A 12,119-nucleotide genomic window follows, 5' to 3' on the forward strand; every position below is an offset into this window, starting at 1 on the left:
GCCATGGGAACTGTTCGGAAGGAAAGCCGCCGCCAGGAACTCCTGACGCTCTCTGAGCGCCTCGGGGTCACGTTCCGTGACCTCGGGCTCCTGGATCAGGCACTGACGCATACCTCTTATGCGAATGAATCCAAACGGAACACCGCCCATAATGAACGCCTCGAGTTTCTCGGGGATGCTGTGCTGGAGCTTGCCTCCAGCACTTATCTTTATGAGCATTTCCCCGAGATGCCGGAAGGCGAGCTCACGCGCACGCGGGCGAGCATTGTCTGTTCGACGACGCTCGCCGGTCTGGCTGCGGGGCTGGGGCTCGGCGATTATCTGCTGCTGGGACACGGCGAGGAGATGGGCGGCGGCCGCACGCGCCAGACGAATCTCGAGGATGTCTTCGAGGCTGTCATCGGTGCGGTCTACCTTGACCAGGGCTGGGCTGCCGCCAAAGATTACGTCGTGCGCCAGCTCCGGGGGGAATTCCAGAAGGCGGAGCGGGGTGCCATCCTCAAGGACTACAAGACCATCCTGCAGGAGCGTGTCTTCCGCCGGGAAGGGCAGAGCATCGTCTACCGCCTCGTGCGCGAGGCGGGCCCGGACCACGACAAGTCCTTCACCTTCGAGGTCGTCGTGACCGGCAAGGTCATGGGCGAGGGCACCGGCCGCAGCAAGAAGGAGGCCGAGCAGCATGCAGCGCGCATGGCGCTCGAGCGGCTGGAAGCGAAGAAGTATACAAAATGAAATCCGGCAAGGTGCTGACAAGTGTCAGCACCTTGTTTTATAATAAAAAGAGTTAGCCAGAATGGAGGGCGATTTCATGCGAAAACTTACGATGCTCGGTACGGGCAATGCCATGGTGACGAAATGCTATAATACGTGCTTTTATCTGGAACTGGATAATGGCGGCCTGTTCCTGACGGACGCTGGCGGCGGCAACGGCATCCTGCGCCAGCTGGAACTGGCGGGCTTTGACTACCAGAAGTGTCATCACATGTTCGTGACGCATGGTCACACAGACCATGTGCTCGGCGTCATTTGGGTCATGCGCAAAGTGGCAGACCTCATGAACAAGGGCAAGTATCAGGGAGAATTCCACATCTACTGCCACGACGTCGTCATGGACATGCTGCTGACGATGACAAAGATGACGCTCAAGAAGAAGGATTTCGCGCGTGTCGGCACGAGCATCTTCCTGCATGAAGTCACGGATGGGGAGACGGTCACCTTCGAGGATGTGACGCTCACGGCCTTCGATATCCTTTCAACGAAAGCCAAGCAGTTCGGCTACGAGCTGCGCTTCAAGGACGGCATGCGCTTCACGTGCCTCGGCGACGAGCCGTATAACGAACACGACAGGCAGTATGCGGAGGGGGCAGACTGGCTGCTCGCCGAGGCATTCTGCAAGTACGGCGACCGCGACAAATTCAAGCCGTATGAGAAGAATCACAGTACGGTAAAGGAAGCCAGCGAGCTGGCAGAGGAACTCGGCGTCAAGAATCTCGTGCTCTATCATACGGAAGACAAGAGCATTGATACGCGCAAACAGGCTTACACGGCGGAGTCAAGGGAATATTATCACGGCAATGTCTTTGTGCCGGATGATCTCGATGTGATTCCGCTTGCCTGAGGCATCAGAAAAGGGACTGCAAGGCAAAGCAGTCCCTTTTCTGATGAAAAGCCGCCACGAAGGGCGGCTTTTTCAGGAAAACATTTTTTCAACGGATTCATTGAGGATCTGCATGCTGGTGTCGAGTGCATCTATCTGCTGCGGAGACAGCCGTGCGAGACGCTGGTCGAAGCGTTCGCGCACGCAGTCATCCTGTAACTCGAGCAGCTGCCGACCGGACGTCGTGATGCTCAGCAGGCTGCGCCGGCGGTCGTCGGGGTCGCTGTGACGTTCGATATAGCCGATCGTCGTGAGTTTTTCGACGATCGTCGTCATCTGCTGCTTGGACAGATGCAGCGTGGAGCAGAGCTCGGAGATGCAGGCTGTATCGCGGCTCTGCAGCATGACGAGCACGCAGAACTGATTGAGCGGTATGGGAATCTGTCCCTGCCGGTAAAAGTAATTGTGGATCAGGAGCACCATTTCCGTAAAACGCCTGGACAATAACGAATGGGGCTGCTTTTCTTTCTCTTCCATAGTAAATAACTCTCCCTCATGATCTGTTTCTTTTATCTCTTTTTTATCTTTATCATTTACCATAAAAAAGTCAGTGAAATACAGGATATCACTGGTCGAATATTGACTTTTGTTCAAATATAATATACTATAGATTCTATCGATAGTAAACATTTATTTACTATTCTAGAACAAGACAGATGGGAAATAACCGCAACGGAATGCAGGCGACGGGTGACCGGACCTCGTTCCAATATCAGAAAAGGAGGTCATCTGTTTGTTTTTTACGAAAAACAAAAAACTCAAGGCCCTGCTGCTGGCGGCGGCACTCGCCACCTCACCGGTGTTCATTGCCGGCTGCGGCGGCAGTCAGCAGGCCGCACAGTCCAAGGCCACCCAGGTCAAGGCCATGCAGGTCCTGCAGACCGATGCACCGATTTCCAGCGAGTATGCTGGCCAGGTCGTCGGCAAGGACGAGGTAAAGGTTCAGTCCAAGGTATCGGGCAAGATTGTCGAGAAGTATTTCCACGGCGGCGATCATGTCGATGCCGGACAGCCGCTCTATCGCCTCGATTCCCGCCAGTACGAGTCGGCCGTGCTCCAGGCTCAGGCCAATCTCGCGCAGTCGCAGGCAACGCTCTCGAATGCCGAGACCGATCTCTACCGCGATCAGTCCCTCCTGGCCGCTGATGCCATCTCGGAGCAGACGGTGACGACGCAGCAGGCGAACGTCAACGCCTATGCCGCCGCAGCCGCCGCCAATCAGGCACTCGTACAGAAGGCCCAGCAGGACCTCGATGATACGGTTGTCTATGCACCGATGTCCGGCCAGGTTTCCGTCGATGATGTCGCTGTCGGTACCTTTGCCACGGCCGGCAACACGAATCTCGTGACCATCGGTACGGTGGATCCCGTTTTCGTCCAGTTCAGCATTTCGGAAGCGGAGTATCTCAAATTCCGCAATATCCAGGTCATGCAGAGCGGTTCCGGCGACGCGATTAACGTCTCCGTCAAACTCTCGGATGGCACGACGTATCCGCTCGACGGACGCATCGTGCAGGCAGACCGTGCCCTCGCACAGAACACGGGTACACTGACCATCAAGGCCCTGTTCCCGAATCCGAACGGCCTGCTGCTGCCGGGAATGTTTGCCCGTGTTAAACTCACGGGCGAGACGATTCCGAATGCCATCCTCGTGCCGCAGCGCGCCGTGCAGCAGCTGCTCGACAAGACGTTTGTCATGGTCGTCGGCGAGGACGGCAAATCGGAGGCACGCAGCATCGAACTCGGCCAGCAGATTGGCAGCTACTATGTCGTCAAGAGCGGTTTGTCCGCCAGCGATAAGGTCGTGGTCGAAGGTCTTTCGAGCCTGACCGAGGGCAAGGAGCTTGCCGTCACGATGGTAACACCGGAGGAGATGGGATTCTCCTTCGATGAAGATACGACGCCGTACGATACGATGACGAACAGCGACAGCAGCAGTAACTAAGGAGGCGGCATCGTGTCTAAATTCTTTATTCACCGCCCGATATTCGCCATCGTCATCTCGCTGATCATCGTCATCGCCGGTTCCATTGCGGCCACGCAGCTGCCAATCGCGCAGTACCCGCAGATCTCGCCGCCAACGGTCAGCGTCAGCACGACGTATACGGGCGCCAGTGCCTCGGTCGTCAACCAGACGGTCGCGCAGATTGTCGAGGATCAGGTCAATGGCACGCAGGGCATGGATTACATGTCCTCGAGCTCCGATGATACGGGCCGCTACAGCCTGTCCGTTACCTTTACCGTCGGCACGGACGGCGATATGGACTCTGTCAAGGTGCAGAACAATGTTGCTTCGGCGACGAGTCAGCTGCCTTCCGAGGTCCAGCAGGTCGGCCTGACGACCAAGAAATCGACAAATGATATGGCCTACATGATGGCCTTCTATTCGCCGGACGGCATGTATGACCGTGCGTTCATGAAGAACTACGCGACGATTTACCTTCTCGATAAACTTAAGCGCATCGATGGTGTCGGTAATGTCCAGGTCTTTGGTTCCGACTATGCGATGCGCGTTTGGCTCAACCCGGACCGCCTCGCGGAACTCGGTCTGACCGTGGCGGATGTCACGGCAGCCATCAAGGAGCAGAATGTCCAGGCCCCGGCCGGTACGGTCGGCGCCATGCCAGTCAACAACGGGCAGGAAAAGCAGATGTCCGGCAAGATTGAAGGCCGTCTGACGACGCCGGAAGAATTCGGCAATGTCATCATCAAGTCGAATGGTGATGGACAGTTTGTCCGCCTCAAGGATGTCGCGAAAATAGAAACCGGTTCGCAGTCAGAAGCCATCATTTCGAAATTCAAAGGCTATCCGGCCGTTGGTTTCGGTATCAATCTGACAAGTGATGCCAATGCCATGAAGACCATCAGCGAAGTCCGCAAGGTCTTTGATGAAGCAAAGGGAACTTTGCCGCCAGGCATGGAGATGTCGACAATCTTTGATTCGACGAACTACATCAGTACATCGATTGAAGAAGTCCTCATGACATTCTTCGAAGCACTGCTGCTCGTCGTCTTCGTCATCTTCATCTTCCTGCAGAACTGGCGCGCTACGATCATCCCGCTGCTCGCCGTCCCGGTTTCCCTGGTCGGTACGCTCGGTGCCTTCATTGTGCTCGACTTCACGATCAACACACTGACGCTCTTTGCCATGGTTCTTGCCATCGGCCTCGTCGTCGACGATGCCATCGTCGTCATCGAGAACGTCGAGAAGCACATGGAGGAGGGCTTGATGCCGGTTGATGCGACGGAACGCGCCATGGACGAGGTCCAGGGCCCGGTCATCGCCATTGCCGTCGTCCTCTCGGCCGTCTTCGTGCCGGTCGCGTTCCTCGGCGGCATGACAGGCGTTCTCTACAAGCAGTTTGCCCTGACCATCGCCGTGTCCGTCTGCCTTTCGGCCTTCGTGGCCCTGACGCTGACGCCGGCACTCTGTGCGATGATGCTCAAGAAGCATACGGAAAAAGACGATGAAGGTGTTCTCGGACGTTTCTTCGTCAAGTTCAACAACTGGTTTGAACGCATGAAACGCGGATACGTTGGTGTCGTGGCCAAATTCATTCGCCATACACGCCTGGCGCTGATTTTCCTGCTGATCGTGGCAGGCTGCGCGGGCATCATTTTCCAGAAATTGCCATCCACCTTTGTGCCAAACGAAGACCAGGGCTATATGTTTGCCGCTGTTGAGATGCCGGATGGCACCTCAGCCAACCGCACGCAGGAGGTCATCGACCGCCTCAATACGGCGCTGATGGGCAGCATCAAGGGCCTCGACAGTACGATGGCCATCACGGGCTTCTCGCCGCTTTCTGGTGGTTCCTCGTCGAGTGCCGGCATGATTGTTGTCGGCATGAAAGACTGGTCACAGCGTGAGAATGCGGATGAATCCATTGATGCTGCTGTGCGCACGGCCTTTGGCATTGGCGCCAAGGTCGCGCCGGAGGCCACGGTCATCGCCATGAATCCGCCGGCTCTGCCGGGCCTCGGCATGACGGGCGGCTGGACCCTCCAGCTGCAGGATATGACGGGCCACAGCGAGACGGAACTCAACGACATCACGAAGAAGATTGTCGCTGCGGCCAACCAGCGTCCGGAACTCGCCGGCGTGCGTTCGACGTATTCGGCAGGCTCGCCGGTCGTCCAGTACGAGGTTGACCGTGAGAAGGTCAAGAACCTCGGCATCACGCTTTCCGATGTATTCACAGCCATGCAGGTCAACTACGGCGGCTATCAGGTTAATGACTTCAACCGCTTCGGCCGCAGCTACAAGGTCATGCTGCAGGCAGACAATGATTATCGCAGTTCGACCGATGCGATGAAGTTCATTTTTGTCAAGTCGAACTCGGGCACGATGGTACCGCTCGATACGCTGCTGAAACCAAGACTCACGTCGGGCCCGTCGACGATTTCCCGCTTCAACGGCACGCGTTCCATTCAGATCACGGGCCAGACGGGCAACGGCTATTCCTCTGGCCAGGCCATGAATGCCATCAAGGAAGTCGTCCAGCAGAATGCCGGCACGGGCTTTAACATCGAGTGGTCCGGCCAGAGCCGTGAGGAGGCCAAGGCCTCGAGCTCGACGCTGCAGGTCCTCGTGCTCTCGCTCGTCTTCGTCTTCCTCTGCCTCGCAGCCCTCTACGAGAGCTGGAGTGTCCCGTTTGCCGTCCTCTTAACGGTGCCGACGGGTATCTTCGGTGCCCTCGTTTCGGAGTATGGTCTTTCCATTCTTGAAGCGATGTTCGGTCATCAGAACGCCGGCCTTCAGGACAGTGTTTACATGCAGATCGGTATCATCGCGATCATCGGTCTGGCTGCCAAGAACGCCATCCTGATCGTCGAGTTCGCGAAGGTCCGTGTTGACCGCGGCATGGAGCCTGTGAAGGCAGCACTTGAGGCTGCCGGACTCCGACTGCGTCCAATCCTCATGACTTCGTTCGCCTTCATCATCGGCTGTATCCCGCTGGCTGTTGCCACGGGCGCCGGTGCAGCCGCGCGTAACGGCATGGGTGTCGCCGTCGTCGGCGGTATGCTCTTTGCGACGGCCATGGGTATCTTCCTGATTCCCGTCTTCTTCGTCGCCATGGAGTGGATTGCCGCCAAGCTTGGCCTCGTCAAGCAGGAGCGCAAGAAATCCACGGCCGATTATATGTAAGAACCATCCCGTTCATGCCGCTGGCATGACGGTCCTCTGGAACAGCCTTCCTTGTCAGGAAGGCTGTTCATTGTTATAATGGATATACTCAGCTGATTACAGTTCGTGAAAGGAGCGATACGATTGGCAGCAGATAAAACGGAAAAGAAAGATTTAAACAGCCGCCAGGAAGCCCTGGAGAATGCCTTGAAGAAAATCGAGAAGGATTTCGGCAAGGGCTCGATCATGCGTCTCGGCGATGCCAAGGCCAACATGGACATCGAGGTCATCCCGACGGGGATCCTGCCGCTCGATATTGCACTCGGCGTGGGCGGTGTGCCGCGCGGCCGCATCATCGAGGTCTATGGCCCGGAATCTTCCGGTAAGACGACGGTCACGCTGCACATGATTGCCGAAGCACAGAAGAATGGCGGCATCGCGGCCTTCATCGATGCCGAGCATGCACTCGACCCGGTCTATGCCGCCAAGCTCGGTGTCAATATTGACGATCTCCTGATCTCGCAGCCGGATACGGGCGAACAGGCGCTTGACATTGTCGATGCGCTCGTGCGCAGCGGTGCCATCGACATCATCGTCGTCGACTCGGTCGCTGCACTCGTGCCGAAGGCCGAGATCGAAGGCGATATGGGCGACAGCCACGTTGGCCTGCAGGCCCGCCTCATGAGCCAGGCCATGCGCAAGCTCACGGGTATCATCGCCAAGTCCCGCACGGTCGCGATCTTCATCAACCAGATCCGCGAGAAGGTGGGCGTCATGTTCGGCAACCCTGAGACGACGACGGGCGGCCGCGCACTGAAATTCTATTCGTCCGTGCGCCTCGATGTCCGCAAGATCGATACAATCAAGCAGGGACAGGATGTCATTGGCAACCGCACGCGCATCAAGGTCGTCAAGAACAAGGTCGCGCCGCCGTTCCGCACGGCAGAGTTCGACATCATGTACGGTGAAGGCGTCTCGAAGCTTTCGAGCATCATCGATATGGGCGTTGACCTCGACATTGTCGACAAGAGCGGCGCCTGGTTCTCGTACGAGGGTACGCGCCTCGGTCAGGGCAAGGAGAACGCCAAGCAGTCGCTGCGTGAACAGCCGGAGGTATGTGCAGAAATCGAGGAGAAGATCCGCGCGAAGCTGCTTGACAATCCAGAAGCCGGCGACTCCCTGAAGCAGGCGGAAGCGGAAGTCCTGCAGGAACAGGAAGAGCATGCAGGCGCGGATGACGAAGCATGATGTACCGCAGCTATCATGCGGGCTCGTCTTCCAGGCAGGAACCGGAGATGGGGAAAAGCCGGCGCACGCGGCGCTCGCGCCGCGCAGAGTCAGAGGACGGTAAGCGGTCAGGGCGCCCGCAGAAGACGGCGCTCGTAGCGGCCGTCGATATCCTCGCGCGCCAGGAGCAGAGTGAGCAAAAGCTGCGCGAAAAGCTTTTGCGCAAGGGCTACGCAGAGGCGGATATCCAGGCTGCCATCGAGCGGCTCAAGGAACGCCACTACATTAACGATGCAGATGCCTGCGCACGCCAGTTCCAGTTCCTCTACGAGGAGAGCCGGAGCTCCGTGCGGCAGATCTGCCTGAAGCTCGTGCAGCGCGGCTTTGACCGGGAACTCGTGAAGAGCTGCGTGCCGCGCGATACGTACGCGCGCGAAAAGGCCGCGGCTCTGCGCGTGCTGGCACTGAAATCCCGCACCGAGGACCGGCAGAAGCTCATGGCCAGCCTGTTCCGCAAGGGCTTCGATGTCCGCGCCAGCCGCGCGGCGGTGGAGGCCTATCTGATGGATTCCCACGAAGATGCATGAATGGAAAGAGGGATTTGGTTTGAAAATCGCGAATAGTTACTTGGATGCGCAGGCGCTGCGCGAGAAATTCTTCAGCTGTGAGGGGCGGTTGAACCGCAAACCCTTCATCATGCGGCTCTTCGGGGTCATCATCGTTTCAACCATTGTGGCGCTGCTCCTGTATTCCCTGTTTTTCAAGGGATTCGGCAGTCAGACGGCTGCCGAGGCCGCGACGACGATCGTTTCGATCATCGAGGTCATCTCCATTTACACGCTCGTCGCGCGCCGCCTGCACGACATCGGTTTCGGCAGGCCGCTGGCCGTATTCTATCTCGTGGTCGGCATCCTGCAGCCGTTCTTCTTCCGTGCTATTGCGGGCCTGCCGCAGGACAGCATGGAGGCCGAGCTCGTGCAGGGCATCAATCTCTTCATGATGCTGCTCGTGGTCTGCCTGATGATGATCCGCGGCAACCGCGGACCCAATCCGTATGGCGAGGACCCGCTGGGACATTGAATGATATACACGATACATGGCGCTGCCGGGATGTCCGGCGGCGCTTTTCTATGCCGTTCGTTGGAGCGGACGCGACGCTGAGATGTGCCGCGCGGCACAGGAGGCGTTTCTTTTTTTTCGCGGCTATGATATAATTTGGAAAAAGATAAGGTTTTTTGATTGGGAGGAACAAAATTGAGCAAGCCTGCAAATGAAATGATTCTCGTGCTGGACTTCGGTGGCCAGTACAATCAGCTCATCGCGCGCCGCGTGCGTGAAAACCATGTTTACTGCGAAGTCCATCCGCAGTCGCTGTCCATCGAGAAAATCCGCGAGATGGCCCCAAAGGGCATCATCCTGACGGGCGGTCCGAACAGTGTTTACACGGAAGACGCCGTGACGTGCAGCCCGGAACTCTTCGAGCTCGGCATCCCGGTGCTCGGCATCTGCTACGGCTCGCAGCTCATGGCCCATCTTCTGGGCGGCAAGGTCGAGACGGCGCCGACGAGCGAGTACGGCAAGACGGAGGTCACGCTCAATGCGGCTGGCAAGAGCTCGAAGCTCTTCGCGGGTGTCCGGGAAAAGAGCATCTGCTGGATGAGCCATACGGACTACATCGCCGAGGCTCCTGAAGGGTTCACGGTCACGGCTTTCACGCCAGTCTGCCCGGTCGCTGCAATGGAGAATGAGAAACGCCGTCTCTATGCCACGCAGTTCCATCCGGAAGTCATGCACACGGAGCAGGGCAAGGAAATGCTCCATAACTTCGTCTACAGCGTCTGCGCCTGCAAGGGCGACTGGAAGATGGATTCGTTCGTCAAGACGACGATTGCAGAACTCAAGGCAAAAATCGGCACGGGCAAGGCACTCTGTGCCCTGTCCGGCGGTGTCGATTCTTCCGTGGCCGCTGTCCTGCTCTCGAAAGCCATCGGCAAGCAGCTGACGTGTGTCTTCGTCGACCACGGCCTGCTGCGCAAGGATGAGGGCGACCAGGTGGAGTCGGTCTTCGGCCCTGAGGGTCCGTATGACCTCAACTTCATCCGCGTCAATGCCAAGGACCGTTTCTACGAGAAGCTCAAGGGCGTGACGGAGCCGGAGAAGAAGCGCAAGATCATCGGCGAGGAGTTCATCCGCGTCTTTGAGGAAGAGGCCAAGAAGATCGGCGCCGTGGATTTCCTCGTACAGGGCACGATTTATCCGGATGTCATCGAAAGCGGCCTCGGCAAATCGGCTGTGATCAAGAGCCATCATAATGTCGGCGGCCTGCCGGATTTTGTCGATTTCAAAGAGATCGTCGAGCCGCTGCGCCTGCTCTTTAAGGATGAGGTCCGCGCTGCCGGCCGTGAACTCGGCCTGCCGGAATACCTTGTCAACCGTCAGCCGTTCCCGGGCCCGGGCCTCGGCATCCGCATCATCGGCGAAGTTACGGCTGAGAAAGTCAAGATCGTTCAGGAAGCCGATGCGATTTACCGCGAGGAAGTGGCCAAAGCCGGCGTCAAGGGGCTGGGCCAGTATTTTGCCGCTTTGACGAATATGCGCAGTGTCGGCGTCATGGGTGATGGCCGTACGTATGATTACGCCATTGCCTTGCGTGCTGTCATGACGAGCGATTTCATGACGGCCGAGAGTGCGCAGCTTCCGTGGGAAGTCCTGCAGAAGACGACGAGCCGCATTGTCAACGAAGTCAAAGGCGTCAACCGCGTGCTTTATGACTGCACGGGCAAGCCGCCGGCTACGATTGAATTTGAATAAGAGCCTGCTTCATCTGAAGCCGGGCTGGTAAATAGTGCTGCCTGCTTTCGGAAACGGAAACGGGCAGTACTATTTTTGTTTGCAGAGGTGAAAAAAATGGGAAAATTTATTGCTGATTTACATACACATACGTTAGTCAGCGGCCATGCCTATGGCACGATCCGCGAGATGGCACAGGCCGCAGCAGAAAAAAATCTGGAGGTCCTTGGCATCACAGAACATGCACCAGGGATTCCGGGAACTGTGGACCCCTTTTATTACGGCAATCTCAAGGCTGTGCCGCGTTACCTGTACGGCGTGGAGGTCCTTCATGGCTCGGAGGTCAATGTCCTCAATGACGGAACGCTTTCGCTTTCTGAGCATTATCTCGAGCGGCTCGACTATGCCATTGCCGGCATTCACTGCCAGTGCTATGAAGATGCCGGACGCGCCAAAAATACGGAAAACCTCATTTCCTGCATGCAAAATCCGCATATTTATATCGTCTCGCATCCCGATGATGATCACACACCATTGGATTATGAGGCACTTGTCAAAGCTGCCCGGGATTATCATGTGGCTCTCGAAGTCAACAACAGTTCCCTGCGCAAACCGGACAAGCGCCTCAACTGCGTCGAAAATTACCGGCAGATGCTCGCCCTCTGCCAGCAGTACCGCGTCATGGTCGTCGTGGATTCCGATGCGCATGACCCGAGTGCTGTGGGCGACCAGTCCCTGGCTGCGGATTTGCTGGAGCAATTTTCTTTTGATTTTTCCCTGGTACTCAATGCGGAACGTTCGCGGCTGTTTTCCTTTTTGCCGCCTCTTAAACCGCATTATGAGGCGCCCTGATTTCTAAATAGGATTGATAAAATCTCTCTTTCGGCAATTGATGCAAGACCGGGGAGAGATTTTTTTATATTTCTAAAAAAACATATTGACATATCGATAAAAATAGATATAATAAAAGCATGAACGAAATAAACATCTTCAAAGCACTCGCGAATGAGACGCGGCTGAACATCCTGAAATGGCTGAAGGATCCGGAAAAATATTTTCCTCCGCAGGGAATCCACATACCGGAAGGGGAGACATTTGAAAACTGTGCCTGTGTAGGATCCATCTGTGACAAGGCAGGAGTTTCTCAGTCGACGATATCCAGTTATCTGGATATGCTGCAGCGGGCGAATCTTCTGGAATCCAAGCGCTGCGGCAAGTGGACCTACTACCGGCGCAACGAAGAGACGATTCAGAAGCTTGCAGAATTCATCCGCACCGAATTATAACAGTTTTATGTCAAAGCAAAAAACGGCAGGT

Annotated in this window: 11 protein-coding genes; 10 read left to right on the plus strand and 1 reads right to left on the minus strand. The window is 56.7% G+C overall.

From position 1 onward, the window contains the following. Nucleotides 1-3 precede the first annotated feature (3 nt). Complete coding sequence (rnc, locus tag DWX75_RS00210) at nucleotides 4-732, plus strand: ribonuclease III (RefSeq protein ID WP_118013748.1); 729 nt, start codon at nucleotides 4-6, stop codon at nucleotides 730-732. Between the two features lie 76 nt (nucleotides 733-808). Continuing rightward, nucleotides 809-1,618, plus strand: coding sequence for an MBL fold metallo-hydrolase (locus DWX75_RS00215; protein ID WP_118014011.1), 810 nt, complete (start codon nucleotides 809-811; stop codon nucleotides 1,616-1,618). A 72-nt stretch (nucleotides 1,619-1,690) separates the two neighbouring features. On the opposite strand, the gene DWX75_RS00220 is transcribed toward DWX75_RS00215, so the two are convergent. After that, a complete protein-coding gene (locus tag DWX75_RS00220; RefSeq protein WP_158558737.1) occupies nucleotides 1,691-2,134 on the minus strand; it encodes a MarR family winged helix-turn-helix transcriptional regulator in 444 nt (147 codons plus the stop codon). Nucleotides 2,135-2,390: 256 nt separating this feature from the next. Between DWX75_RS00220 and DWX75_RS00225 the strand changes: the two genes are divergently transcribed. The 8 genes from DWX75_RS00225 to DWX75_RS00260 all read left to right on the plus strand — a co-directional run bounded on the left by DWX75_RS00225 (nucleotide 2,391) and on the right by DWX75_RS00260 (nucleotide 12,088). After that, nucleotides 2,391-3,602, plus strand: coding sequence for an efflux RND transporter periplasmic adaptor subunit (locus DWX75_RS00225; protein WP_118013752.1), 1,212 nt, complete (start codon nucleotides 2,391-2,393; stop codon nucleotides 3,600-3,602). A 12-nt stretch (nucleotides 3,603-3,614) separates the two neighbouring features. Beyond that, entirely contained in the window at nucleotides 3,615-6,806 is a 3,192-nt protein-coding gene (locus tag DWX75_RS00230) for an efflux RND transporter permease subunit (RefSeq protein ID WP_118013754.1), read from the plus strand. A 123-nt stretch (nucleotides 6,807-6,929) separates the two neighbouring features. Beyond that, nucleotides 6,930-8,033 (plus strand): recombinase RecA, encoded by a 1,104-nt coding sequence (gene recA / locus DWX75_RS00235; protein ID WP_118013756.1) that lies wholly within the window; start codon nucleotides 6,930-6,932, stop codon nucleotides 8,031-8,033. Nucleotides 8,034-8,080: 47 nt separating this feature from the next. Continuing rightward, complete coding sequence (locus DWX75_RS00240) at nucleotides 8,081-8,599, plus strand: regulatory protein RecX (protein ID WP_369974322.1); 519 nt, start codon at nucleotides 8,081-8,083, stop codon at nucleotides 8,597-8,599. A 19-nt stretch (nucleotides 8,600-8,618) separates the two neighbouring features. Then, nucleotides 8,619-9,092, plus strand: a complete 474-nt coding sequence (locus DWX75_RS00245; RefSeq protein WP_158558738.1) for a DUF805 domain-containing protein — start codon at nucleotides 8,619-8,621, stop codon at nucleotides 9,090-9,092. Between the two features lie 195 nt (nucleotides 9,093-9,287). Beyond that, nucleotides 9,288-10,823: a glutamine-hydrolyzing GMP synthase gene (gene guaA / locus DWX75_RS00250; RefSeq protein ID WP_118014013.1), complete on the plus strand. Its 1,536-nt coding sequence runs from the start codon at nucleotides 9,288-9,290 to the stop codon at nucleotides 10,821-10,823. A 96-nt stretch (nucleotides 10,824-10,919) separates the two neighbouring features. Then, on the plus strand, nucleotides 10,920-11,654 hold the full coding sequence (locus DWX75_RS00255; protein WP_118013762.1) for a phosphatase: 735 nt from the start codon (nucleotides 10,920-10,922) through the stop codon (nucleotides 11,652-11,654). Nucleotides 11,655-11,773: 119 nt separating this feature from the next. Continuing rightward, entirely contained in the window at nucleotides 11,774-12,088 is a 315-nt protein-coding gene (locus tag DWX75_RS00260) for a helix-turn-helix transcriptional regulator (protein WP_118013764.1), read from the plus strand. The last annotated feature ends 31 nt before the right edge of the window (nucleotides 12,089-12,119 follow it).

Origin of the sequence: Mitsuokella sp. AF21-1AC (genome assembly GCF_003458855.1) — a bacterium.
Classification (GTDB): Bacteria; Bacillota; Negativicutes; order Selenomonadales; family Selenomonadaceae; genus Mitsuokella.